General features: G+C 43.0%; 28 protein-coding genes. 5 read left to right on the top strand and 23 right to left on the bottom strand.

Going from position 1 to position 26171, the window contains the following annotated elements; all coding sequences use genetic code 11:
* The first annotated feature begins 104 nt into the window (after positions 1-104).
* Complete coding sequence (locus AC0YNT_RS07810; protein ID WP_475804049.1) at positions 105-524, top strand: hypothetical protein; 420 nt, start codon at positions 105-107, stop codon at positions 522-524.
* A 126-nt stretch (positions 525-650) separates the two neighbouring features.
* On the opposite strand, the gene AC0YNT_RS07805 is transcribed toward AC0YNT_RS07810, so the two are convergent.
* The gene (locus AC0YNT_RS07805; protein WP_475804048.1) at positions 651-1103 is read right to left on the bottom strand and encodes a VOC family protein; all 453 of its coding nucleotides are present in this window, start codon (positions 1101-1103) and stop codon (positions 651-653) included.
* Positions 1104-1276: 173 nt separating this feature from the next.
* Positions 1277-2245 (bottom strand): helix-turn-helix transcriptional regulator, encoded by a 969-nt coding sequence (locus AC0YNT_RS07800; RefSeq protein WP_475804047.1) that lies wholly within the window; start codon positions 2243-2245, stop codon positions 1277-1279.
* A gap of 91 nt (positions 2246-2336) precedes the next feature.
* Between AC0YNT_RS07800 and AC0YNT_RS07795 the strand changes: the two genes are divergently transcribed.
* Positions 2337-2816: a hypothetical protein gene (locus AC0YNT_RS07795; protein ID WP_475804046.1), complete on the top strand. Its 480-nt coding sequence runs from the start codon at positions 2337-2339 to the stop codon at positions 2814-2816.
* Between the two features lie 27 nt (positions 2817-2843).
* Positions 2844-3320 carry a GyrI-like domain-containing protein gene (locus AC0YNT_RS07790; protein WP_475804045.1) on the top strand — a complete coding sequence of 159 codons (477 nt, stop codon included), beginning with the start codon at positions 2844-2846 and terminating at the stop codon, positions 3318-3320.
* Between the two features lie 85 nt (positions 3321-3405).
* Here the strand turns inward: AC0YNT_RS07790 and AC0YNT_RS07785 are convergent, their stop codons facing one another.
* Positions 3406-4134 (bottom strand): endonuclease/exonuclease/phosphatase family protein, encoded by a 729-nt coding sequence (locus AC0YNT_RS07785; RefSeq protein WP_475804044.1) that lies wholly within the window; start codon positions 4132-4134, stop codon positions 3406-3408.
* A gap of 310 nt (positions 4135-4444) precedes the next feature.
* Between AC0YNT_RS07785 and AC0YNT_RS07780 the strand changes: the two genes are divergently transcribed.
* Positions 4445-4861, top strand: a complete 417-nt coding sequence (locus AC0YNT_RS07780; protein WP_475804043.1) for a VOC family protein — start codon at positions 4445-4447, stop codon at positions 4859-4861.
* 76 nt (positions 4862-4937) lie between these two features.
* Here the strand turns inward: AC0YNT_RS07780 and AC0YNT_RS07775 are convergent, their stop codons facing one another.
* Positions 4938-5453: a hypothetical protein gene (locus tag AC0YNT_RS07775; RefSeq protein WP_475804042.1), complete on the bottom strand. Its 516-nt coding sequence runs from the start codon at positions 5451-5453 to the stop codon at positions 4938-4940.
* A gap of 42 nt (positions 5454-5495) precedes the next feature.
* On the bottom strand, positions 5496-5903 hold the full coding sequence (locus AC0YNT_RS07770; RefSeq protein ID WP_475804041.1) for an LSm family protein: 408 nt from the start codon (positions 5901-5903) through the stop codon (positions 5496-5498).
* Positions 5904-6097: 194 nt separating this feature from the next.
* On the opposite strand from AC0YNT_RS07770, the gene AC0YNT_RS07765 reads away from it, so the two are divergent.
* The gene (locus AC0YNT_RS07765; protein ID WP_475804040.1) at positions 6098-6808 is read left to right on the top strand and encodes a class I SAM-dependent methyltransferase; all 711 of its coding nucleotides are present in this window, start codon (positions 6098-6100) and stop codon (positions 6806-6808) included.
* 143 nt (positions 6809-6951) lie between these two features.
* Here the strand turns inward: AC0YNT_RS07765 and AC0YNT_RS07760 are convergent, their stop codons facing one another.
* The 18 genes from AC0YNT_RS07760 to AC0YNT_RS07675 form a co-directional block, all read right to left on the bottom strand.
* On the bottom strand, positions 6952-7746 hold the full coding sequence (locus AC0YNT_RS07760; RefSeq protein WP_475804093.1) for a helix-turn-helix domain-containing protein: 795 nt from the start codon (positions 7744-7746) through the stop codon (positions 6952-6954).
* A gap of 181 nt (positions 7747-7927) precedes the next feature.
* Positions 7928-8395 (bottom strand): hypothetical protein, encoded by a 468-nt coding sequence (locus AC0YNT_RS07755; protein ID WP_475804039.1) that lies wholly within the window; start codon positions 8393-8395, stop codon positions 7928-7930.
* A gap of 80 nt (positions 8396-8475) precedes the next feature.
* Positions 8476-8841 (bottom strand): DUF6547 family protein, encoded by a 366-nt coding sequence (locus AC0YNT_RS07750; protein WP_475804038.1) that lies wholly within the window; start codon positions 8839-8841, stop codon positions 8476-8478.
* Between the two features lie 34 nt (positions 8842-8875).
* Positions 8876-9274: a hypothetical protein gene (locus AC0YNT_RS07745; protein ID WP_475804037.1), complete on the bottom strand. Its 399-nt coding sequence runs from the start codon at positions 9272-9274 to the stop codon at positions 8876-8878.
* Positions 9275-9338: 64 nt separating this feature from the next.
* Complete coding sequence (locus tag AC0YNT_RS07740; protein ID WP_475804036.1) at positions 9339-9722, bottom strand: zinc ribbon domain-containing protein; 384 nt, start codon at positions 9720-9722, stop codon at positions 9339-9341.
* A gap of 24 nt (positions 9723-9746) precedes the next feature.
* Positions 9747-10160 (bottom strand): hypothetical protein, encoded by a 414-nt coding sequence (locus tag AC0YNT_RS07735; protein ID WP_475804035.1) that lies wholly within the window; start codon positions 10158-10160, stop codon positions 9747-9749.
* Positions 10161-10278: 118 nt separating this feature from the next.
* Positions 10279-11073, bottom strand: a complete 795-nt coding sequence (locus AC0YNT_RS07730; RefSeq protein ID WP_475804034.1) for a lipid II flippase Amj family protein — start codon at positions 11071-11073, stop codon at positions 10279-10281.
* A 140-nt stretch (positions 11074-11213) separates the two neighbouring features.
* Positions 11214-11591 (bottom strand): cupin domain-containing protein, encoded by a 378-nt coding sequence (locus tag AC0YNT_RS07725; RefSeq protein ID WP_475804033.1) that lies wholly within the window; start codon positions 11589-11591, stop codon positions 11214-11216.
* A 23-nt stretch (positions 11592-11614) separates the two neighbouring features.
* On the bottom strand, positions 11615-12700 hold the full coding sequence (locus AC0YNT_RS07720; RefSeq protein ID WP_475804032.1) for a DUF4037 domain-containing protein: 1086 nt from the start codon (positions 12698-12700) through the stop codon (positions 11615-11617).
* 5 nt (positions 12701-12705) lie between these two features.
* Entirely contained in the window at positions 12706-13428 is a 723-nt protein-coding gene (locus AC0YNT_RS07715; RefSeq protein WP_475804031.1) for a YwaF family protein, read from the bottom strand.
* 131 nt (positions 13429-13559) lie between these two features.
* Entirely contained in the window at positions 13560-15476 is a 1917-nt protein-coding gene (locus AC0YNT_RS07710) for an iron-hydroxamate ABC transporter substrate-binding protein (RefSeq protein WP_475804030.1), read from the bottom strand.
* Positions 15477-15917: 441 nt separating this feature from the next.
* Positions 15918-18206: a 5-methyltetrahydropteroyltriglutamate--homocysteine S-methyltransferase gene (gene metE, locus AC0YNT_RS07705; RefSeq protein WP_475804029.1), complete on the bottom strand. Its 2289-nt coding sequence runs from the start codon at positions 18204-18206 to the stop codon at positions 15918-15920.
* A 184-nt stretch (positions 18207-18390) separates the two neighbouring features.
* Positions 18391-19740 (bottom strand): ABC transporter substrate-binding protein, encoded by a 1350-nt coding sequence (locus AC0YNT_RS07700; protein ID WP_475804028.1) that lies wholly within the window; start codon positions 19738-19740, stop codon positions 18391-18393.
* Between the two features lie 184 nt (positions 19741-19924).
* Positions 19925-20845 (bottom strand): glycoside hydrolase family 113, encoded by a 921-nt coding sequence (locus AC0YNT_RS07695; RefSeq protein WP_475804092.1) that lies wholly within the window; start codon positions 20843-20845, stop codon positions 19925-19927.
* A gap of 84 nt (positions 20846-20929) precedes the next feature.
* A complete protein-coding gene (locus AC0YNT_RS07690; protein ID WP_167274453.1) occupies positions 20930-21760 on the bottom strand; it encodes a carbohydrate ABC transporter permease in 831 nt (276 codons plus the stop codon).
* A 4-nt stretch (positions 21761-21764) separates the two neighbouring features.
* The gene (locus AC0YNT_RS07685; RefSeq protein ID WP_475804027.1) at positions 21765-22643 is read right to left on the bottom strand and encodes a carbohydrate ABC transporter permease; all 879 of its coding nucleotides are present in this window, start codon (positions 22641-22643) and stop codon (positions 21765-21767) included.
* 142 nt (positions 22644-22785) lie between these two features.
* Positions 22786-24297 (bottom strand): response regulator transcription factor, encoded by a 1512-nt coding sequence (locus AC0YNT_RS07680; RefSeq protein ID WP_475804026.1) that lies wholly within the window; start codon positions 24295-24297, stop codon positions 22786-22788.
* Positions 24294-26162: a sensor histidine kinase gene (locus tag AC0YNT_RS07675; protein WP_475804025.1), complete on the bottom strand. Its 1869-nt coding sequence runs from the start codon at positions 26160-26162 to the stop codon at positions 24294-24296. Before AC0YNT_RS07675 ends, AC0YNT_RS07680 begins: the two co-directional genes overlap by 4 nt.
* Positions 26163-26171 lie beyond the last annotated feature (9 nt).

The following is a 26171-nucleotide window of genomic DNA, read 5'->3' as shown; positions in this document are numbered from 1 at the left end:
GCTTAGTGACTAAAAAAAGCCCCCTCTTACGAACAGTATTATATAAAACCGGAATGGTAACAGCACATAATAAAAACTAAACCCGTTACTAGGAGGGAAAATCTATGACTACCCAACTCGCTGAAAGTACTAATCGTTCAGCTCCCAATACTCACAAAATAATTGCTATTATGGCCGAAATGATCGCAACTATAGAAAATGACGCTAAACTCAAAAAAGAAATTCTTTTTAAAGTGGATGAAATAAGTATGGAGATTTCCAAAAAAGACAAACTCTGTTTTGACTTAGTGAATGCTGATCGTAATAACGGTGACTATTACAAAGCTAAGATGGTATGGAAACAGTTTAGAAATAGAGTAGAGCATAGTCTTGGAGAGCTGAATAAGCGAATTCAATGGACAAGATATCCTGACGAGTGGAGCGAGACATATGAACTCCTAAAGCGTCGAGCAGCTTTACATGATGATGAGGTGGCAAGATTAGAGCGGCAAGAGTTATTAACGTCTTTGGCGGTTGCTTTTTAATTCTTATTTTCTTCTTTTTGCTCATTCTAAAACATCGTGCTGGTTTGCTAATAGTTCAATTAAAGACAACTGCCGATGTATTGTCAGCAGTTGTCTGGTTAAGTTATATCTTCTTTTAAACGTCACTTATTTATTACCGAGTTGTTCCGCCAAACCGACTAGAATTCCTTCATTTCCACGAATGTAGCAGAGCCGATACGAGTTCTCGTACTGAACCACTTCGCCAACGAGCTGAGCACCAATCTTAGTGAGTCTGGATACCATTTCGTCAATGTTTTCAACAGTGAACATGACACGTAGATAACCGAGGGCATTGACAGGTGCAGTTCGGTGATCTGAGATAGTTGGTGGCGTGAGAAATCGCGAAAGTTCAATTCGGCTGTGGCCATCTGGAGTAACCATCATAGCAATCTCTACACACTGTGAACCCAGCCCGGTTACACGACCAGCCCACTCACCTTCAACAGTAGCTCGACCTTCGAGCTTCAAGCCAATCTCCTCAAAGAACGCGATTGCGTTATCAAGGGATTCTACAACGATGCCAACATTGTCCATTCTTAGTAATTTGTTATTTTCCATAGTTTTATCTCCTTATGTATACAAATTTATTACCTGATCGTCTTCGTATTTATTCTATCAACAATTACTAATTCCTTCCAAACGATGACTACTGTCCTCTACTATTTGACGAAGACTACGCAACAACTGTTGCACTATTACCAGTTTCATCCACGCAGTGGTTATTGTTACACTCAAGAAAATTTTAAGTTGGTCAAACGATCCTCGAGGATCAAGCGAAGCTCCTCAGGAATACGCTCAAACACGACCCCTTTTCCCAAAAACAAAAGCCAATCCGCGTAATAAGCCAGCACCTCAACATCGGTCACATCCAACTGAACATTAAAAACCCCACTCGATTGAAACATTCCAGTAAAGGACAAAATAATCCCCGGCGGGTGCATACGTTTAAAGCGTTGAATCCCAGTCGTATCGAGCTTCATAACAAGATTGGATTGACGTGCTCCCATCCTTTTTTTGCTTATAATCTCTTGCTCAGAGTACTTCAGCACATGCTCAGAAATTGCTGAATCCCGCAGCAAATCAACAGGTAAATAACGAAACTCATCCGTATCAAAATCATAAACCTCGACTAGCCACTGAGCGTTCGAGTTAAAAATATGCAGCAACAAAACGTCAAGCAACTGCGGCCAGCCAGGACTTGGTTCATACGTCACGCGTAGATGCTTATCTCGCACCGCAAGCGAAATTAACTGGTTTAGTTCCGCAGGCGCTGCATCATCGAGCTCCAACAGATTCGGATTAGCCGGATTTGTATTTTCAAACAGCAAGATATTATTCAGCTCGATTAGCTCATCTTGTTGCGTTTGCGATGCAATGCCGATGAGTTTTTCAGTGATAGAGCGGCGATTTTGCAAATAAGGAAGCTGTGAATTTTTAGAGGCGATAAAACTGATAAAAATCGCCTTAAGCTCATCTGGGGTGAACCGTGCTGCGGGCAAATACTGATTTTGCAGGACATTGTAGCCTCCACCACGCCCCAGCTCGGTCGTCATTGGAAAACCCATCGCTTGAATCTCATTAATGTCGCGGATCGCCGTCGCGCGGGAAATCTTGAACTCCCGCTGAATCTCGGCAATCGTAAAATGTGCGCGGTTATTGATGTAGCGCATAATTAGGTTTACTCGTTCTGTTTTTTTCATAATTTTATTGTATCAAAAAAGTATCACTTTTTGATACATTCGGCAAATAGAATCAATCTTGTAAAAGTAAACACACAAAGGAGATAATAAAATGTCTAACTACTCAATCAAAACGATCTCAGAAAACTACAAAATGACTGCTTTTGGTGTATCATTTGAGGACTTCAACGACTGGGCAGGCAATGCAGCAAAAACGGCAGCGAAAAAAGCTGAAATCACTGAAAATGGCAAGCTTGCTGAACTTCTCGCTCTGGCTGACGGGCAACAATATCAAATCAATTATGTGATCGATGGCAAGGCTTGGCGCGGCTTCGGCGTGATGGGTGATTTCAATGTGGAAGACGCGGTCGTCCTCGAATTCCTCGCTGGCGACTACCTCGTTGTGCCTGGCACAGGCTCTGACAAAGACAGCCTTGCTGATGCAATCACAGGCAAAGTTTTCGGCGGCATGCTGCAAGAAATTACAGACTACAAATACGTAGGTCCTGGCAACTCAACTTTCGTCAAAGCAGCTGAAAACGATGAATTCTACGGCGAAATGTGGTTGCGTGTAAAAAAAGTCGAGGCCTAATCTTTGTAAAATTTGAAAGGAGCTCATATGGCAGAATACACAATTGAACACAAAAAATCATTCACATTGACAGCATATGGATTTTCAATCCAGTCCAATTTTCAAGACATGACAGCTTTGCAAAAGGAAAAATCCGAGTTTTGGGGCAGACTCAAGGCTGATGGACGATTTGCTAAGCTCAAAGACGCTGCAAAAGATGATCGTGAATGGTCAGTGAACGAGGTTTATCAAGGCAAGCCGTGGAATTATTTCGCAGTAGAAGCTGGAAAGTTAGTGTCTGACGCAACACGCATGATCGAGTTTCCAGAGAGCGAGTACATCGTGGTCGCAGGAAATGGCGACAAGGAAACTTTGTTTGATCAGTTGACGTACCTTGCTTTTGGCGAAGTCTTGTCCACAATTGCTGACTATGCTTACATCGGCGGTCCAAATGCGACCTATCGCAAAGATAACAGCAATGGCACTTTCTACGGCGAATTTTGGGTACCTGTGGTTAAGAAATAACTCTTGTCAGCTTTAAAGTTTTAGGCCATCCCATATTGCGGGATGGCCTCTTCTAAGTTATCGCTATTATGTAACTGTTGATCTACTAGAATTGGACTTTCGCCACAACCGGATAATGGTCCGATGGATATCCTCCGTTTATTTGGCAACGATCGATCAGCACCGACAAGATTTCGCATTCCGCAGAAGCAAAAATAAAGTCGATCGGCTCTCCCGAATCTCCCCCTTTAAAGCTATGGAACGTCAGACCGGGATTCCCATTGATTAAGGAGTATGCGTCTGTCAAATCATTTTTCTTGTCGTTAACCTCAATCTCGCCACGTAATAAACGAATCGGGAATTCACCAGGATACGAATTAAAATCTCCTGTAAGCAAAGCCGGAAGTCCATCCAAAGCGCGCTGTTTAGCTATATATTCCCTAATTATCTGGACTCCATGATCTTTCGCTTCTTGGCTATGATGGTCCAGATGGGTGTTGTAAAGATAGAATGATTTATTGGACTTCCGATGAAAGAAACGTGCCCACGTGCAGATTCTCGGAAACGCACTATTCCAGCTAATCGAAGCTTCCACCTCAGGTGTTTCTGACAGCCAAAACTGCCCGTTATCTTCTAGTGTTAGTTCGTCGCGGTTATAAAAAATAGCATTGTGCTCATTCTCATGTTCTCCAAATCTACCTCGCCCGACCCAATCGTATTCATTCAAACGAGTCTCCAAATCTTTGAGCATCGAGTGATAACCTTCCTGAGTGCCGATTAGCATAGGTTGATGTTTTTTAATAACGGTAGTCGCCCGGTCAATTCGTTCCGGCAATTAATCGGAACCGTCATTGATTTCTGGATATCGCAAATTGAAAGTCATAACAGAGATTCCCAACATACCTATTCAGACCTCATTTCTATCATTTATAAACGAAAACGGTTACATCAACCTATATTTTACATCGTTCTTACCAACATAGGAAAGTGCATAATGACTCACCTGAGTTGGTCTTCATATAACTTTTGTTCTATTCCTTTAAAATGGACATCCTGCCTTTGACCCTACCTTCGTTTTTTGGTGTATAGATCATAGTTTGACATCCAATTTATCATAATGCTACTGTATACGTGAGGTGATCAGAATGGCAGAAACAGCCAAAAGTATGTTTGTTAATCTACCAGTAAAAGACCTGAAGAAATCTGTGGAATTTTTCACCAAAGTAGGCTTTGAATTCAACCCGAACTTCACTGATGACAATGCAACTTGTATGGTCATCGGGGAAAACATTTACTCCATGTTGTTAGTTGAAGAGTATTTCAAGACCTTCATCAAGAAAGAGATTTCTGACGCATCCAAAACGACTGAAGTCTTAATTGCATTAATGGTCGAGAGCCGTGAAAAAGTGGACAAGTTAGTTAACAGCGCGATTGATGCAGGTGGCAATATTGCAAACGACACACAAGATCTCGGCTTCATGTATCAGAGAAGCTTCCTAGACCTAGACGGTCATCAATGGGAAATCGGCTTTATGGATGAAAGTGCGATTCCGCAGGAGTAGAGCAATTTTGGGATTGCTTGATTCATCATATGTAAGGATGGTGTCGCAGTGGCACCATCTCTTTTTCATTAAAACGTCAAATTTTGAACATATTCATTAGAGGCATAATCGTCTTCACCATATTAAGGCCGACTTGGACTTTCGGCAGCATTTGTTTAACAGATCCGAAAAACCCATTCTGCTGTTCTCCACCTACCGCCCCAGGCCCTGCAGATTTACCTTCCGAATCACTTTCATTTGTTAGAATTCCCGCCTCAGATTGAACTGATGGGCCGGAAAACATTGGCTTGAATAAGCCGGATGCCATTGAACCAAAAGAAGTGAGCGCGCCAATTCCCCCTATCAAGGTATCGAGCAGTCCCGATACTTGGACTTCAGGTGTCTTGGAACGATCAGAAAGATTCACGCTCCCACAGTTTCTGGATTCAGAAAGGATTAGTTTATGGTCATGAATGGCATGAATCGTTCCGACATAACAGCTGCCATCATATAACAATACACAAACGGGCTGCCCAACCAAACGTTTAGCTTTTTTGACCGCATGAACTCTTCCCTCAGTTGCTCTTTTTTTAGGAGGTTTCCTGGATGCCAATAGCGATTCCTCTTTTCACAATTTGTAATCGTGTCAACGCCATTAAATAAAGAAGAAAGGCAAAATGAAAAGCGATGCAAAGATTGCTAATGGGAAAAAGAAGCAATCGCCGCCGAATCCGCCACAACCTCCACCGTAACCGCCATAACCTCCACCATAACCGTCATAGCCTCCACCATAACCGTCATAGCCTCCACCGTAACCGTCATAATAACTGGACAGTCTAGCTTTATGCTTGGAACGAATTTGTTTTTTTGATTGCTTTCCTTTCCGAACGGACGACAGAGTTACAGGCTTCTTATCAAAAATACAGTCCTCCAGCATTAACTTACCGTCTTTTATTCCCTTAATTGTTCCGATAAAATGACTTCCGTCATATGTGATCGCACTGACCCTCCGTCCAATGTACGGATAGATCGTCTTATGGCTCACCGGATAAACTTCCTGCATAACCTCATTCCTCCTAACTTGATGCTTGTATATCTTAGAATATGAAAAAAACGGCTATAAGGTTTGTACGATTGTCTACTATTTGGAAAAAAGAGAGATAGAAAGATGACGGCGCAAGCATACAAAAAGCAGTGAAGAATGGGTGCAGTCATAACAAAGAGTATGCATAGAATATCGGAAGAGGTGAGAAGGCGTTGGATTATCATACATTATTAGCCCGGCTCGGCGAAGGAAGTGCTCATCCCGGAGGTTTCCAAGCAACCAAAGAATTAATCGGGCAAATCGGCTTTCCGCGCGGCACAAAAGTGCTGGAGGTGGGATGCGGAACAGGCCGGACTGCGTGTTATTTAGCCAGCTTAGGGTGCAACGTGACAGCAATAGATCGGAATGAAGATATGATTCAAAAAGCGATTTACCGTGCAAAGATAAGCGAATTTCCTGTCCGCATCGTACAAGCGGATGCCGCTTCCATGCCTTTTCCGGATGAGACGTTTGATGCCGTTTTTACGGAATCGGTTACGGCTTTTACCCAAGGAAGCTCCGCTATACGCGAATACTGGCGTGTGCTGAAGCCAAAAGGAGTCCTATACGATCGCGAGCTGGCATTTGCCATACAATTAACCACGGTGCAAAAGAAAAAACTCCAATCGTTTTACGGACTTCAACATCTGCGAACCGTTTCAGAATGGATGAAGCTGATGGGCAAATCAAGTTTTCATAAGTCCTCCGTGTCTCATTTTTCACAAATGAAACAACTGGTGAGCGATAACGACCCTTTACGGGTAATCGATCACGAGCTATTCACGAAACCAGATGTAGTTGCCATGATGATGAAAAACGAACGCCTGATGAGCAACTTCTCCAAAGTGATGGGTAATGTTGTAATTACGGCTTGGAAAGCCTAAATGAAGAAGATACCGTGTTGAATGAGGTAATGTTCTTATGATACGACATCAAAAAAAGCAGCCGATTAATGTGTACTGCATCCGAGTTATTTCTCACGACTAACAAAAGGGATGCCGTTCATTATTGGCTGCTTTTTCTGTTTTTAGTGTTCTTCTAACATACTCATTTTTTGTACTTCGTCGATTGCATTCTTACTCATGACCGAGGCTATAAAAATAAGTTTCCCTTTCCCTCCTCGTTCAATAATTTCTTTAGCACATGCGTCAATGGCAGGCTTACTCATAAATGAGGAGATCGCCAGCAGTTCGGCTGCACCACCATTTTCAGCATTAAAAATTTTTTGTGAGCAAACGTCTATCACATCCTGACTTATGTATGGGGCGATGGCTGCCAGTTCAGCAGCGCCGTTACCTCCCAATTGAAAGAGTTTCGTTGCACACTCATCTAACACATCCTTGCTTATATAAGGAGCAATTGCCAACAGTTCAGCTGCTCCAATGCTTTCTATTCCAACAACCTGTTTTACGAGCTGATTCATGAATTCCTCGCTGACATAAGGGGCTACAAACATTAGATTGCCTATGTTCATATTAGCCTGTGCGTGTTCTATTATCTCTTGAACTTGTTCGCTACTAAGCAGAGGTGCAATTGCAGAAATGTCTTTTAGCGATATCTCTTGCTTCTGTAAATAATCCTGGGTTGTATCATTTAACAGGTTTTTCAACAGTTGTGTTCCCTTACTTTCATCAAGTATCTCATCGATGCTAACGTCAAAAATATGCGCTAGTTGAGGAAGTTTAGAAATATCAGGCATCGTATCGCCTCTTTCCCAATTACTCACAGCTTGGTAACTGATGCTAAGTCGGTCAGCCAGACTCATTTGAGACATCCCAGACCTTTTCCTAAAATCAGCAATATTCCGACCTACTTTTGACATATCAAACACAATTATCACCTCTTTATCAGAATACTATTAGTTTATCTATTACTTACCTGATTGACTATCAAGTGATGCTTGAGTTGCCAAAACGAGACACCGAATTCCGGTACTAGTTAAGATACATCCGATAAAAAAAACGGCAGCCGTCAGCTGCCATTTTGATGTTTTCATTAGGTTATTAGGTTGTCTCTGACGTATCCATTCCGTCCGGACCATCAACTATGTCGATTACACCGACAGCAATAATGGATACTGCAGCTGCTTTACCAAGTTTCTTGGCGCCGTCTTTAATCAGCTGCTTATCTTTTTCCTTAATGCCTGCCACAACATCTTTTCCGCTTTCGACCACGTATTCGATTCCTTGGCCAGCACCTCTAACAGTAGTCGTGACCGCATCTCCAAGATCATCAATTCCCGTCTTCGCCTGCTGCTTATCCGCCGTAATTATACCGGCGCCAACATCCCATACACCGCTTGCTGCTTGGCCTGCTAGTTCACCTGTCTTTGCCGTCACTCTTTCCACATCATTGCCGATCTCTTTAATGTAATCGCTGTGAACAAGTTCCCCAGCAACACGCACAGTACCTCCAAGTACTCTGCCTGTAACATCACCAGCCAGCTTTCCAATGCCTTTCAATAGATCCATTAGAACACCTCCGTAACTTAATTTATTCTATATAACGAATATTGACGCACTTTGTTTCATCCATTTAAGCAACTGGTTTGTCAACTATTCTGATTCGGCCAGGAATCTCCTTCTCCTCGGCATACCCAGTCATAATGCATACCGGAGTCAAATGGTTCAATCGCCATCTTGATGCCGTTCTTAACGATTTCGAGCCCTTCAAGATTGATCTGATCCGTAAGGTAGACAAGTACATCATGAATCCCGCTGTTTCGAGCTGATTCGGCAAGTAGTGCTACTACTTCTTTTTGTTCTCTCGTCAATTCACTCAAGACTTTATTGATCTTCTCATTCTCTACCGTTTTCGGCAAGCCAATCCCCGTTATCCATCGAGGATACTCACTTTGACGAAGTTCTACCAGATCATCAATAAATTCCTTATACAGCTCTAATGCTTGCTTCCCCATCTATTGCCCCCCAATTCATTCAATAAGAACTGTATCAAGTTACGGTCAAATCATTGATAACTTTAATATCATTAATCGACCATTTATTTAAAGATCGAGACAATTGAAAAGTAAGGGCTCCGTGAATTATACTGGTCAATCTATTCTCTTGATCATAATTATATCTTTCTATGTAAACTAAAAAAACTCTCTCATTCCATCCAGCTTCTATTCTTTTTATTGAATATTCAAATCCTTTTGTTTCATTAACGCTAGACCAGAATGATTTTAATGTAACAATATTGCTCAGGTCTAATGACTGAATCGATTCTCCCTTTATTGAAGCATCTAAAACTTTAATAACTGTATTTTTTGGTGTGTAGGACATAATGAAATAATAGCTCAAAGTAATAGCTAGCAAGATGATAATGAACATACTGACTTTTTTACTCAATATTACTTCTCCTTATGTACTAAAAATCCCCTGATGGATGTACTAAATAAGAGACATTAGTATATTAACTCCCAAACAAAACATCTATTATGGATCCCAATTTCCCTACCTTCTGTCCTTCTAGGACATTCGGGTCATAGATCTCCACAGAGCCACAATTCATACATGAAACGAACAAATAATGATTGTGCTGGATATCAAGCAACTTACTCAAACCCGCACCAGTCATTGCGATTTCTTTGACAGTACAATCATTCCCGTTACATTTCGAACACTTGAAATTATCTTCAATAACTTCAATAACGCTTAATTCTTCCGTATTAGAGGTAGTTTCATTATGAAGATCCGATGTAAAATCCTCTTCTGTGACCTCATACAGTTTATTCCGGCAGTTTGGACATCTTCCTTTTACAATCTCCACTTCTTTGTTGCACCAAGGGCATTCCATTTCAAAACCACTCTTTCCTACTATTTATTTTTTTGCTTTGCCACAGCTGACTACTTCCACATTACTCGACTTTCGAATAGAGAATGGATTTTTAGTATTGATGTCATCGAACTTTACAGATATGTTCGCTTCTTGTCCTGTAAGTTTTAGCTTCAACACATACTTTTCCTTTGTTCTGAAAATACTCTCTGAACCATAACCACTAAATATCGCTTCCAGAATAGTGATCAAGTAGTAAAATAGGCGATACTTCATACCTTTATTTACAATGCTCTCAATGACAACTTCAATAGTTGTTCCTGTTAAAGAAAAATTCATATTTTCAGCTATATCTATTTGATCTGCAACAATAATGTCATCAGATAAGATAGTGATTACTCTCGGATGATTATCATATGAGTTTTCAATATACTCTAAGAACAAATTAGCTTTCCCCATCAATTTGGCTCCTTAAACAAGTGAAAATAAACCTGTAATCACTATAAGCCAAACGAAAGCTAGTTTGCAGGGAGATTAATTGGTAATTGAAATATTTGTTTAAACACTTGCCACGAAGTTATATATACTGAACCATCCAATTAATCCAATGAGCAGATGGAACCAAAATTAACTGTGCCAAAATTGTCCCTAGTAAACGTGAAATCATTAAAAGTCCAAATACTTTGTTTAAGGCAGCAATTTCTTTTTCTCCTTTTAGTACTTTATCGGTGAGCAGTCCAATTTGAGGATCTATTAATATGGTTAGAAGAATTGTAGCCATACCATTAATTAGTCCTGATGACTGTGATGCTGCAATTGAAGACCCCGTGCTATAAGTTGCTGCCAGCAATGCTGCTAGTACTCCAACTGTATAAATAGCCGTAACAAGGATATTTAATAAAAATAGTCTTTTAGGAATGCCTCCTATACGTAGACGAGATAGCATTTCCATCCTTGGAACTCGTAAATGGAAACGGACATTCTTTACTTTCCGTATAGAAACTGAGGATATAAATAATTGAGGTAGTGAACCATTGAGCTCTAAGTTAGTTATAATTCTCTTTGACAAAAAAACTGCTGATGGAAACAATATTATTGCAGCAAGTGTACCGAAGGAGGCATATGCAAGTACCAAACGAAACTGCATGACTAAGTCGCCTGGTGAGTGCTTTGATACATCAACAATTTTTCCCGTAAGTGGTGCTTGAAGCATATTCGCAGTTCTTGAGATCAATACAATAATTCCGGTTAAAGATATGGCAACAGCTAATTTCCCTAAACGAACACCAGCCAAACGCAATGAGTAAGTTAGTGTTTCTGAAAAGTGAATAATGAAAGTGCATATACATACTATCAAAATCTGCTTTAGCATGGGGATCCCTCTCAATAATAGAATAAGGGAAATCATACCACATTAATGTTGCATATCCCAGATACTATACAACTAAACTATCTCTTATTGTGAAAAAAGGTAGCCTGCCATTACTGACCGACTACCGCTTGTTTATTAAGTTATATTGTCTCGTTCAATTCAGATTTCAAAACCATTCCATTAGGATCAAGCCCTTCACACTCTATTACCAGTGCCATAGCCCCTAGGGTTGTTCTCGTTTCGTGCCAATCCCCTTGTCTCCAAAATACGGCTTCCCCTTGGCATAATTTAGTCCAGGGCTCATCAGTAGCTGAACGAACTTCTACGTTCCCGCTCATAACTAGAAAGAGCTGTTCTATTGTAGCAACATGTCCCCCAACAATCCCATCATCGGATAAATGCATACATCCAACATGAAAATTGCCTGCAGTTTGAGCTATTTTAGACATAATCAGATTTACACTGCCATAAGCAGAGATTTGTTTTCCTACCTGATTATCAAAACGATAAATATCCATACCCTCACCTCTATTGATCTATTTTAGTTCACACTAGGTTTAAATATATTTTTAAAAGCTTTTCTAGCGCATTCTCCGTCAGACCACTGATTCATTTTTCTAAAATCCGTGCTGTCTGTAATCTGGTCTATGTTACCAATTAGACGTTTTACAGATAACTGTTGAATGTCTAATTCCACAATCTGATTTGCGATAAGGCTAGCAATTGCTTCACCATGCATAACCTTAAAGGGACGATCATAAAAGGTTGAAACCTCATCAGGAATCTTTTCAGTGAGTCCTAGTGCGTTGTGCATATTTGATAGATACTTGTAAGCTTTGTTCAAAGCATGCTCGCGTTCTCTCCATGTAGCTGCCGTTTGAGCAATCCAAAGATGAGGCATGATTTGATCTGCACATTTCAAATGTTTGAATGCCGTACCAAACCATTTTGGGTATGGTGCATATTGCCGCTCCATGAGAAAACAGAGATTCATAATATCACGGACAAGGCGTGAGGCGATAATAGCTGATCCAAGTTCGTCACCTATAAAACCCGAGCGAAGCATCAGATGTTCTTCTTGACCGATTCGCTGCCAATTTGATGCCATAAGATACAACCAAATATCGTGGGGGTAATATTCGAATTGTTTGCGTAAGGTGTAAAGTTGACCATTGTCGTCCCTAAATACTTCCCCCTGTGTAATTTCGAGAAGTGACTGCGCAGGAAACGTTAACCAATCTACTGGTTCTATTCGTTCATCTTTGTTTATACCAAGGTAACCTTCGATGAACCTCGACATTGTTGTAATTACACTCTTCTTTATATCAACAGGGAAGCCGTAGAACCTTTCCGGTGATTGCTCATGGAGTGTTGAAAATATTTGATTAGAATACCGGATATCTTGTTCGTTAAGGAAAAGATACACCCGCGGCACCCAATCGTGATCAGTCGACATTTCCGTATCATATCCAAGCACTTCGCTGCCGGGACCAATTAGAGCCGATGAGTACGACAAGAAAGAATAATGGTCCTTCATTACAGGTTCAACGATTTCCATATGAAATCGACGGCATAATTCTATTCCTTTAATAAAAGACATTCCCCATTCCTCCAAGTCTGCCAACATCTTCGTTATAACTCCTGTCGTCTTCTCCACCGGATAAAGGGCAGGTACATTATCGTGAATATTACAAATGCAATAACTTCTTCTACTGCCAAATAATAAGGGTATGGACCTAACAAATCTAATAGAGAGGCTCCTTCTGGCTTATGCATAAGGAACATGTAATTGGCGTCCAGCCAATAATCAGTACCACCAACAACTACAAGAAGAATGTTCAGAAAGATCATTGTAATCCAAATGGACTTCCAGGTCGGATGAAAGTTTTCGATCCACGTCATATAGAGAGGGGCAAGGATAATTGCAATATGTACAATGAAGAAGTGAAAAAATCGAAAATGCGGAAAAGGATAATCTAAATCTGGCGTAAACATCGCTTGAATCGCGCCACCAATGCCCGCGAAGAATACGATCTGATACAGCAATCTACTCAGTGTAAACAGCATAATAATGGCAAGAAATTGTGATATACCACAGAGCTCGAGCGGAAGCGTGTATTTTACGTTCCATAAACCTTGAACAGCATACCAATAATAGATGACAATCTGTGGAACCAAGAGACCCAGGAGTATACTGTACTTGATTATCGTTCTGACAAGATTGTGGTTACGGACTCCCGATCGGAAGAAATATAATAGAAGCGAGGAAACAACTAGAGCGGTAAGCATAACTGTGTGTGCAGAGGTGTAGGGTATAAACTCTTCTGTGCCATTCCGGGAAAAAAATGAAGGCAAGTCATCTCCTCCTTCTTGAATATAGTCAATGATATCATCTTCTATATGAACAGGGAATCTAACATTTTCCACCTTCAAATGAACAACCTCAAGTCGCGAAAGTCGCGCCTTGAGGCTGATTTGCAATTACATTATTTTATAATGCTCTCCAACACATCGTCGATCATTTGCCCATTCGCAATCGCACCGGTATACAACCAGCTGCTGCTGTTGTCGAACTCATATACTTGTCCGGCTTTGACAGCAGGGATAGCTGCCCAGATCGGATCCTTTAATAACTCTTCCTTGGATACACCTCTTGTGTTCACGATAAAGAGATAGTCCGCTCCAAGCTCCGCGAGCTTCTCCAGTGAAAGAGTGCTCCAGTTCGACTCGGATAAAGCGGAAATTTCCTGAACGACTGCTGGAACCGTAAAGCCGAGGTCATTATACAGGACGTCGCCGCTGGATAAGTTCTGATTAACGACATAGACACTCTTTGCCGTTACCCAGAGAGCTGCTGCAGACTTTGTGCTCACAGCTAGCTGCAGTTTCTCTTTTGCATCCTTCGCCTTCCGCTCATAATCCGCCAGCGCCTTCTCAGCCTCTTCTCGCTTATTCAAGACGTCACCGACAGTCAGCAATTCCTGACGCCAGTCATTATTTTTGCCGTTCCCGACTGTAAAAGTTGGTGCAATTGCAGAATACTTGTCGTACTTATCGCCTTCTACCATCTCAGCATTGTCCATTATAATCAGGTCCGGTTTGAAGCTCATCACTGTCTCGAACGGAAGCTCAGAAGGAATAGTTGGGATGTCTTTCAGCTTATCCTGGAGATACTGCTGTACATTACCTTCTCCTACCGACCATTGAGCAACCGGCATAACACCAAGTATGATCAGATGATCTTCCAGATAAGTTGCCAGGACCCGCTGCGGACTAGCCGGTACTTTCACCTCATGACCAAGTCCGTCTCTCAAGACGCGCTCAGTCGCCTGCTCTTGTTGTGTTGAGTTGACATTTGCTGCTGCGTTATTTCCGCTTCCCGTATTGGAATTGTTCGTGCCTCCACATGCGGACACAAGCAACGTCAAGCCAAGCAGTAGTATTAGAGCAGTTGCATGTTTTGTACCTTTTTTCATTGGATATCCTCCTACGCCTACATATTGATAATGATCATTATTCTCATTGCCAGTATGTCTACCGCGGCGTCTTGCGGCAATAGGATATCTGGACTGCTTTAATGGACTATTTGGACTCAGCTTGCTCCGCTTTACTTCTTCTTTGAATCGAATAGGTGACTGGCCTGTGTTTCTCTTGAACATTCGGCTGAAAAAGTATACATCCGGATAGCCTACACTCGCTGCTATTTGCTGTAAGGAAGCATCGGTACGGGACAACAGCTTCTTAGCCTTTTCCATTCGATAGGTTACCAAATAGTCGATCGGACTGAAGCCGGTCTGCTGCTTGAACAAGCGGGTCAAATGCCTTTGGCTGCAGGCCAGCAGCTCTGCCAGATGACTCAGCGTAATCGGCTCTGCATAATGTTCGTGTATGTAGCGAAGGACCTTTCCGACATGACTGGATAGCGGCACATTCTGCTCCTGAAGCTGCTTTAGCAACTCGGTCACAAAGTCTAAGAAGATTGATTTGGCCTGTAATCTAGCAAGCATACCTGATTCTTGCCACTGCTTGTCGAGAAGCTCCACTTTTGCATACATGGAAAGCGGATCACCCGGCTCATAACCAAACTGCTGTTGGAACGCACTCCCGCTCCCCGCTGACTTATATAGGATCAGATAATAGACGAATAGATCTTCCGAAGCCATAATTTCCAGTGAACTGCCCTTTGCGCCATGAAGCAGCTGGAAATTGTTCGTAATGTACGGCTCACCATCAAGCTCCACGAATGCAGCTCCACGGCAAGCAAACAGAAAGCTGTTCGCCGGTAAACGGTAATTACGCAGCGCCTCCTGTGGCTTCATACACACATGTCGGACATCCAATATGGTAAAAGCAGCTTTATACCACTCGCTTAATAAGTCTTCCACTTGTTGATGTTGATCCATTTCTCTCTCCTCTTGCCTATCTTATAACTCGAAAGTATATGTAACTCGATAACTTCATTTATTATATTCCTCTATTCCCCTCTATTCCAACGATCTAAAATATTCGAGACCAAAGCTTCTTTTTCAAAATAACGTTTGGAACATCTCGTTTTCTAAAACTCCATTATGATCAAACAATGAGTTTTGCGATAAAAGTCGTATCATATCTGACCATACTATTTTAAAAGCATTGCAAAAATGTCCTTCCTCAAGCAGTCCTAAACAAACATTATCAAGAGATGGAAACTTACGACTCTCACCCTTACTAGAAATAAATGCATTTTGGATATAGATTTTTAAATCCATCTTATAATTATTGGATAAGACTATTCAACCCAAAGCCTATAATAAAAACTGCACCAACAGCCATCCACGATGACTTTTGGTACAGTCTTTTGGTCTTTACACGTTTACTAAATGTTTGTCACGGGCAATCTTGGTTGCTGCGACCATGTTGCGCAAGGAGGCAATGGTCTCTTCCTTGCCTCGTGTTTTTAGTCCGCAGTCGGGGTTAATCCAGAACAGCTTTGGATCCAGTACTTGCAGGGCGCGGTCAATCATTCCTGTCATTTCTTCAATGTCTGGTACACGAGGGCTATGGATATCGTATACGCCAAGACCAATGCCAAGTTTATACGTATTCTGTTCGAAGCTTTGAATCAGCTCACCATGGCTTCGCGAGGTTTCAATAGAGATCACATCCGCATCCATCGCTTCTATCGAATCGATCATGTCATGGAACTCGCAATAGCACATATGAGTATGGATTTGGGTTGTATCTTGAACGGTACATGTCGTTACTTTGAATGCTTTTACTGCCCATGCCAAGTAGTCCGCTTGTTCATTCTCCTTCAACGGCAGGCCTTCCCGTACAGCAGGCTCATCCACCTGAATCATTCCAATTCCGGCTTTCTCCAATGCCTCTACTTCTTGACGCAGGGCATAAGCCAATTGATAGGCTATCTGCTCTCTTGCCAGATCATCCCGAACGAACGACCAGTTCATAATGGTAATTGGGCCTGTGAGCATCCCTTTTACCGGTCTAGCAGTCTTAGATTGGGCATATACGGTTTCTTCTACAGTCATCGCTTCCGTAAATTCGACGTCTCCATAGATTACCGGAGGCTTCACACAACGGGAACCATACGATTGTACCCAGCCATTTTGAGTAAAGGCGAAACCATCAAGCTTCTCACCAAAAAATTCAACCATATCCGTCCGCTCAAATTCACCATGTACAAGGACATCCAGCCCAATCTCTTCTTGATGCTTAATCCAGCTGTCGATTTGTTCTTTAATGAAGACCGAATACTGCTCGCTGCTCCATTCGCCTTTCCGCCAGGACTGACGGGCTTTACGTACTTCCGCTGATTGCGGGAAGCTTCCGATTGTTGTTGTTGGGAACAAAGGAAGCTGCCATTTCTGCTGTTGGGCAAGCTGACGGCTTTCAAAGTAGGACTGACGAGAAGCATCTTCCCCTTGAATAACGGCCACTGCCTCTTGCACAGCTTTTCGGTTCCTTGCTTCAGATTGTTCGAGCGCCTGAAGCGCATTATCACATTGTTCAAGCTCCGTAGAGATGGAAGCATAACCTTCATTTAATGCACGTGTCAATAAGATAAGCTCATCCAGCTTTTCATCAGCAAAGGCAAGGGCGTTCGTAAGCTCCGGCTGCAGCTTCGTTTCTCCCTTAACCGTTACTGGTACATGCAGCAGGCTGCAGGAGGATTGAATAAGCAGTTTGTCTGATGCAGCATAACCTTGCAGCTCTTTCAGTAGTTCTAGCTTATCGCCAAGTGATGCCTTCCAAATGCCACGACCATCAATAACACCTGCGCCAAGCACTTTATCTTTAGGGAAACCAAATTCACGAATAGATGCCAGGTTGCCTTGAAGTCCGTGTACGAAATCCAGGCCAATCCCCTGTACAGGCAGATTAATAATTTCCTTATAGTTTTCGACGGATTCGAAATACGTCTGCAGCAGAATATTGAGAGAAGGTACAGCTTCCGCCAACTTGCCATATACCGTTTGAAGTCTAGTCACATCATCTCTGCTCAGCTTAGTGACAAGGGCTGGCTCATCGATTTGGACCCACTGAACGCCTTCTTCTTCAAGCTCCTTCAGCACTTCCGCATACAACTTAACTAGAATGGACAGCCATGTGTCGATCTCCGACTTGCCATAGCCTTTCGACAGCTTCAGGAACGTGAATGGTCCTAAGATGACTGGCTTACCATCAATTCCAAGCTTCTCTTTGGCCTCGCGATAAGCTGCAAGCGGCTTGTTCTCAGTCAGCACCGGCTCTGCGCCATACAGCTCAGGAACGATATAGTGATAGTTCGTATTGAACCACTTCGTCATTTCACTTGCTGCTGCATCCTTTGTTCCTCTTGCAACACCATAATAGGCCGATAGAGGAACCGCACCACCTGTATAGTTAAACCGCTTCGGAATGATCCCGAACATAGCAGCCGTATCCAGTACTTGATCATAATAGCTGAAATCATTAACTGCGATTAGATTGATTCCCTTCTCCTGCTGCTTGCGAAGATGATTCAACCGAATCTCTTGAAGCTGCTTATGCAGTTCCGACTCCTCAAGCTTGCCGGACCAGAATGCCTCCAGCGCTTTTTTCCATTCCCGATTCTCACCAATCCGAGGATACCCCAATACACTGCTCTTTGCCATGTGCAACAACCCCTTACCATTTGTTTGTTACAAACAAGATATCATGGTTTCGGAGCTATAGCGTAACTGTAAAATACTATATCTGGTTATAGCTATTGGCTATAGCGCTTCTCCTTTCGACATATTAATAATAAAAAGCCCCGCTCCGGTATAATCCCGAAGCGAGGAGGTGTTAACTATTGGTTTAGTAGCCCAAAGCTGTTTTTGCATCTTTCCATTTTTTATTTAATTTATCAAATGCCGCTTTGAGATCATCAGCTACAATGTACTCTTGAACGTAGTCGCCAGTACCGATGCCGATTTGCGCTTTGTTCGCAATTTCATTGTATTTAGGATCTGTTGCTTCACTTTCAATCAGCGTTGGATTTAGAGCTTGGAACTCTGCCAATTGTGGAATAGATGATTTCGCCGATTTGTCGATTGGCATAAAGCCGGAATCTTCAACGTAACCGGATTCTTTTACATAGAACTCAACCCAAGCCTTAGCGAGCTCCTTGTTTTTGCTGTCTTTACTTACAGCTACGAAATAGTCAGAACCAAGCGGTGCGTTGTACTTACCACTGTTATCATAAGGAAGTGGGAAGAAGCCGATATCTTCTGATGCTGCACCAGCACCAATAATTTGTGGGATTACCCAGTTACCAAGGAAGTACATGGCTGCTTTGCCGCTTGCTACTTCGCCTTTGGACATTTCCCAATTGTTCGTGTACAAGTCCTTCTCTACATAACCCTTTTCAACAAAAGTGCGGCCAATGGTTGCGAGTGTGCCCCAAGCGTTATTTACTTGGAACGGTGCTTCCTCGGATACTTGTTTCGTTGCGAATTGCGGATCGCCGTTTAGGTACCAAGCAGAACCATCACCCCAGTTGCCCATCGGCCATTGTGCGCCATAGTTCATATACAGCGGTGTGATGTTCGCTGCTTTCAGCTTAGCAGCATCTGCATAAAGCTCATCGAGCGTTGTGGGCACTTTATCAATACCTGCTGCTGCAAATGCTTTTTTGTTATATACGATACCTTGCGTGTTAACACCTGTCGACAGACCGTAACGTTTGCCGTCAGACAAAGTGTTGTCCGCGAAGTATACGTTATCGAACCATTCATCCGGAAGTGGTTCGAAATATTTGCTGTATTCGGAAGTAGCAAGACCTGCAGGGATCATCAGAACGTCGCCGGCTTCGCCAGTCGTCAAGCGGACTTGAATGTCCGTTGCGTAGTTAGTAAGACCTTCAAATTCTATTTTCGCGTTTGGATACTTTTCCTTGAACGCAGCTGCATACTTATCGAAGGTTCCATCATTGACATAGTCCGTTCTTTGCGTAAGTACTTTAATGGTTCCGCTCAGATCGCTTGGAGCGTCTGACTCTGTTGCACCAGCATTTGTCGCACCAGCGTCGTTAGAAGCTGTAGCATTGTTACCGGTAGAATTCGTAGCCGTTGCTGCATTGTTATTACCTTCATTGTTGCCTCCACAAGCTGCAGTGAGGACTACTGTTAAAGCAAGAACCAATGTGACTGCTAATCTTTTTTCCATCGTTGTTACCCCCTGAAATTTAGTTTTACACAGCTTCCATTTCGTTTGCTGCTCGTTATGGTATCGCTTACATATCCATCATATCCGCTCTAAAAACAAATTCACATGAAGTTTTTTTGTTTTTCATGTCATGAATTATGCTAACAATTTTTGTTTTGTTAGGTTAATAGACAGTAAAAGACTACTATTTCTTGGATGCCAAGAAATGATAATGCTCGCTTATGACTGCAGCCGCGATTTTGCCATACATGCAGTAATCATCGTTGCTTACCGCTTCCTCAGTCTTATACAATCGTGCCGGCCAATCCCACAGCATATAGCCCTGCATCCATTCACGCTTCGAGCAAGCAGCGAACATGGCTTCATAATAACGCTTTTGTTCAAGCTCGGACGGGCTGCCAGGAAGTGACCAATCATTTGGCCTAACAGGCGAGCCTTCACGGCTAGGACAACCAGCCTCCATGAAGAAGAACGGTTTGTTCCAAGGCTTCACGGCAGCTTCGATACGGTCCAGCTGGGTTTCCCATTGATCAATAGGATAATAGCCGCTGGAGGAAATAATATCGACCGCATCCCACCAGGTGACACGTTCCTCCTGATATTTGTCGCAATTATACGTAATAAGACCACTGTAGATTTTGCGAACCTCAGCAATTAAAGCGCGCCATTCCTTATCACGTTTGTCGGTCTGCACCATTTCGCAGCCGATGCACAGCATCTCACAGCTTTCCGCTTCTGCAATTGCAGCATAATGCATGATAAATGTAGTGTAAGACTTGAACCACTCCGCCCAGCTTGGTTCACCAGGCACCTCATCATCAAAGAAATTAATGTGAGCCCGCCAAGTCCCGTTCGCACAGTTGACGACCGGTTTCAAGCATATTTTCAACCCATGACGCTTCGCTTCTCGGACGGCCCATAACACTTCACCATCCGTTACGGTTGGTTCGTTCCAATAAGGAATGATTGTGGACTGCGGTGTTTCCTGGTCGGCAGCAAGAGCTATCGCAACCCAATTTACATTCAGCTTTGTCATCTCTGACATGGAGTGTTCCGCTTCCGGACTCGCCCAAGTGCCACGAACCCCTGTCCAGCCCCATGTCATTCCATTCACATATTCATTCCACTGTTTCAACGTTGATGCACTCCTTCTAAATGACTTCTGTTTGGTCCGATCTTGTCCATTCAACTACTTCACTGCGCCATTCGTTACTCCCGCGAAAATATAACGCTGGAGGAACAGGAACAGCAGTAGTGTAGGAATGAAAATGATAAGAATACCTGCCGATATCACATTTAATTGAGCAGCATTAGGTCCAACAAACGAGTAGATAGCTGTCGACACGACCTTTAGTTTTTGGCTTGGCATGTATAAGTACGGGGTGTAGAAATCGTTATAAATGGCAATAGTCTTCAAGATGACAAGAGTTGCTGTGGCAGGTCCTAGTAACGGGAAAATAATAGAACGGTAGATTCGGAACAAGGAGGCACCCTCGATCATTGCGCTCTCGTCCAAATCCTTCGGAATGCTATTCACAAACTGCAAGTAAATCACGATTTGAAGGACATCTGCTCCCAAATACAAAATGATAGGACCACCCATCGTATTGTACAGATGCAGTGATTTGATCACACTAAACGTAGCAACTTGGGTCGTTACCATCGGAATAACCTGGGCAATCAGATACATTCCCATAATTGGTTTTTTCAGCTTGAAATCAAATCTTCCGATTGCATAAGCGACCATCGTTCCGAACATGATATTGCCTGCAACCGCAATGACGAGAATGATGAAAATATTTTTAAAGCCGAGCCCAAGCTTGCCGATGTCAATGACCTTGCTAAAGTTATCAAAGTTGAATAGATTAGCAGGCAGTCTAAGCCCGGATTGGTAATATTCGATCTGCGTCTTGAATGCACCAACAAATACGGAATACAAGGGGAAAAATACGACGAATAAAGCCATGGCCAGCGTCACATATTTGAAAATCGTAAAGGAGAAAGATTCTTCTCGTCTCATCTCGTTATCTCTCCTCTCTGAACAGCAGCTTGCGTTGAATAACGATGAAGATTAATACCATGATGAGCAGCACCACTGCCATTGCGGATGCGAGACCGAAGTTCTGATATTTGAACGCCGTATCAACCGTCTTAATGACGAAGGTTGATGTATCATTTGCACCAAGCAGCATGACATATGGAATATCGAATGCTTCGAGCGCACCAGTCAAGGTGAGAATGAGCATCAGCTCCATGACTTTTCGAATACTCGGCAAGGTAATGAACCTGAATTTCTGTCTGCTGTTTGCCCCGTCGATCGAAGCTGCTTCATACAAGTCACTTGGAATGGATTGCAGCGCTCCGATAAATATAACCATGTTGAGGCCCATGTACTTCCACATCGAGATAAAAGCAAGTGAGAAATTCACGAGATGCTTGTTGCCAAGCCAGCTCTGCTGCCATGATTCCAATCCAATCGAGCCTAGCAGCACATTAAGTGAACCGTATTCCATGTGATACAGGTTTTTAAACATGATTACAGTTGCAACACTATGCAGCACGTAAGGGATGAACAGCATCGCCCGGAATCCGTTGCGACCGCGCAGCTTTCCGGTCAGAATAACCGCGAAGTACAGCGATAACGCAACCTGGACAAGTCCACCGATAAAATAATAGAGATTGTTCTTCAATGCGCCGAATACTTCCGGTTTCGTGAATATTTCCTTGTAATTGTCGAGGCCAATGAAATTCATATCCCAGCCTAGTCCAGTCCAATCGGTTAAGCTGTAATAGAGCAAGGAGATTGCTGGATAATACGAGAATGTCAGTGATAGCAGGACGGGAATCGTTAAAAACCCGAATAAAATAAGATAACGCTGTGTTTTGAAGCTGAAATTAAACAATAGGCTCCCTCGCTTTCTGTTGGATGACTACACGCCGGCTTGTTAACGCTTACACCGAATTATAGGCGATTGGCTCTATTATTTTAATGGTCTTTGTTATTCTTTATTGTCTTTAATTAACATAACTTTCACCTAACAAGAATCACCTAACAATATCACGGTATTCTTTTGGCGTTTTACCGGTCATTTTTTTGAACACTTTAGTAAAATAAGCCGGATCCGCATAGCCTACCCTTTCGCCGACCATGTACGTTTTCAAGCCCTGCTCATCGCGAAGCAGCCGTTTTGCCTGTTCAATTCTCTCCGTGGTCAAATAGTCGGTTATCGTCTCGCCTGTTTCGATTTTAAACAGCTTGCTCAGATAGCTTGGCGTCAAATAGACGAGATCAGCCAGACGCTGCAGTTCAATTTCTTCGGTATAATGCTTCTGAAGATAGGCTTTAATGGTTTCAATCGCTTTATTCTCAGAACGTCCCTGCTCAAGCGTGAAAAACCGATTGTTCATATCCTCGCGCAGCTGATCGGCAAATGAACGCCAGTCCTCGAAGCTCTCAGGAGCAATCATCTTAATCGGCTCACTAATCGACTGCTGCTGACCAAGCCATTGCTTAATTTCCTCACTTATAAGCACATCCAGATCTGAGCATACTTCTCTCAGCTCTTCCCAATTCAAACGGTACTTTGCGCATTCCGTCAGCCAGCTTTCGAAAGCACGTTTCGCCAATGCAAAGTCGCATACCTGAAGGGCTGGCAAAACCTCCTTATCGATAATACGAAGCAAGCGATAACGCTCTTCCTTATGTGTCGATTGGTTATTCATTCCCGAACACCAGCGCAGCTCGGTATTATACCAAGCATGTTGAAAAGCTGTCGAGGCTTCGCGATAAGCCTGTTGAAGCCAGATACTCCCGCAAAAAACACCACTAATTCCGATTTTCGCTTTCGTAAAGCTGGGCATTCGCTGCAGCAGCGTCACGGCAAGTTCTCGTACCGTATTCACATGGTCATTCTCACCAACTGCGATCACCATTGCTTTTCGCTGACTATCGTTTCTTACAATTTTGCATTCACGCTGCCAATCTGCCGTGAATTTCTCAAGCTGCTCATCCGTAATCGTCGGCTCAGCACCTATTAACAGCACAGCATAATGCTTAGCAAACAAACGGCTGCGGTCAAGCTCGCTGCTTACCTCATCCTTGAGTGTGGCTGGCATTTGCCTATCATCAGCAAACAGCAGCAAACTGAGCAAATCCTCCGATTCCAGCCGTCTGCGGCTATTCTCCTGCTGCACACTCGCCTCTATCTTCGCAAGCATACGATTCAGTTCTTCTAAATTAACGGGTTTAAGCAAATACTCCTTAACCTCATAGCGCATCGCCTCTCTCGCAAATTCGAAATCATTGAAGCCGCTTAAGACGGCGAATTTCACCTTTTTCCGCGTACGGACTATTTTATCAATGAGCTGAAGTCCGGTCATTTGCGGCATTTTAATATCCGTAATAATTAAATCCGGCTCCAGGTGTTCAAGTTCATTTAGTAGCTCCTGGCCGCTGCCATAGGAGCCGATGATGACATAGTTATCGCCTGCTTGTTCGATCAGCTTGCACAATCCGAGTCTAATCCGTTCCTCGTCATCCACTACAATAATGTTCATAAAGTTATTCCCCCTTGTTTTGGAGTGATCGGAAGTTTAATGGATACTGTCGTTCCTTCATCTATTGCACTGTCAACCGTAATTCCATAAGCTGGGCCATAGCGTAATTTGAGCCGCTCGTTCACATTCCTCAGACCAATACCTCGGCCTTCCCATTCCGGCATTTGCTCCGCATCAAGCATACTTCTCAGCCGTAGCAGCGCTGTCTCGTCCATGCCGCTGCCCTCGTCTTTGACGACAAAATATTGATCTCCTCCAGCTTGCATATAACCGATTGAAATAACCAAATCCCCCGTCTGCTCGTCGTACGCATGATTAATCGCATTTTCAACGATTGGCTGGAAAAGCAGCTTCATGACTTCAATTTTCCCTACCGCAGAATCCTCAGGCAGTTTTAAGGAATAGCGAGTTCCATAACGATAGCTTAGAAGCTGCATATACATTCTTAAGTGCTCCCATTCCTGCTCGGCTTGTACCGTCTCGCTTCCCGCATGAATGCTGTAGCGAAGCTGCTGCCCAAGCAGCTGCACCATCTGGCCTACTTCCGGATCATCATTGATGACGGCAGTCATCCGAATGGACTCGAGTGTGTTGTAGATAAAATGAGGATTGATTTGGCGTTGCAAGCTTTCCAGTTCAATCTGATTTTTGCGCTGCTCGATCCGGTAAATATCCTCAATCAAAGATACGATGCGCCCCATCATCCGATTAAAAGCATTACCGACCATGCCTACCTCATCACGCCGCCTGATGGGGAACATCACATCCAGCTTGCCGGACTGAACCTGCTTCATCAGCTTAACAAGCGAGCGCAGCGGTTTGGTTAATGCAAAAATGGTGATTAATGAGATGACGAACGCCAGACACATCGTGAAAATGGCCGCTGCCGTCGTATAATTGCGGGTTCTCATCGCTTCATACATGAGTTGCTTCTCAGGTATAGAGATTAGCATCAGCCAACCGGATTCCTCTGATTTACGGTATATAACCAGCTGTGATTGATCCTTTTTACCGATATGGAAGCTGCCTTCTTTGCCGGTTATCTGCTTCAGCAGCTCATTATCCGATAAATTTTGCAATAAGTATTTTTGCTCACTGTCGTAGATGACGCTATTCTGCTCATCCAAGATAAGCGTTGTACCATGCGTCGTCGCATCCAAATCCTGAACAATATTAGTAATAACCGAAATGTTAGCATCAACGGCGATAAGCCCAATAGGGTTATATGATTTATCAATAATTTCCCGAACCACTGTAAACACATACTGTTTGCGGTTAACCGTGGTCACTTCCTGTGTGCTGACAAGGACAGGTTTGCCATGCGCTTCATGAGCAATTTGCTGCCAATTCCCGTAATAGTCGCTCAGATTCGACCGTACACCTCCACTCTTTATCACATAATAGGGATTTCCGTAACGATCAAATAGATAGATATTGCTCGTACCCTCTTTTATATTGTTCATAAAATAAATACTACTCTCGATTTTACGCTGGATTTTAAGCTTGACCGTGTCATCCGCAGCCAAAGTGTCGGTTAAAGTCCCCTTAACTTCATGCTCCTTCTCATAGTAGTCGTTGGATAGCTTCAAACCTGCTTGGATTTCATCCAAATAAGACGGGATAATCGAGATTTTTTTCATATCCACCGTGTAGTCGTCAAGCTTGCTTATCATCTTATCTGTAAGTTCCGAAGCATAAGATACCGTGTTCGACTCGATCGTTTGCGTGTATCGCTGCGCAGATAATAAAGTAAGTAAAGCAATGGGAAGCAGAATAAGCAGAACAAAAACGATTAAAAGCTTCGCTTCCATCCGTGTAGATGGCCATTCCGTCCATATTCGCAAGCGGGAACCCCATTTACTCATGTTGTCATC

Source organism: Paenibacillus sp. J22R56, from assembly GCF_056269375.1.
This window is presented reverse-complemented; position numbering and strand designations above follow the sequence as displayed.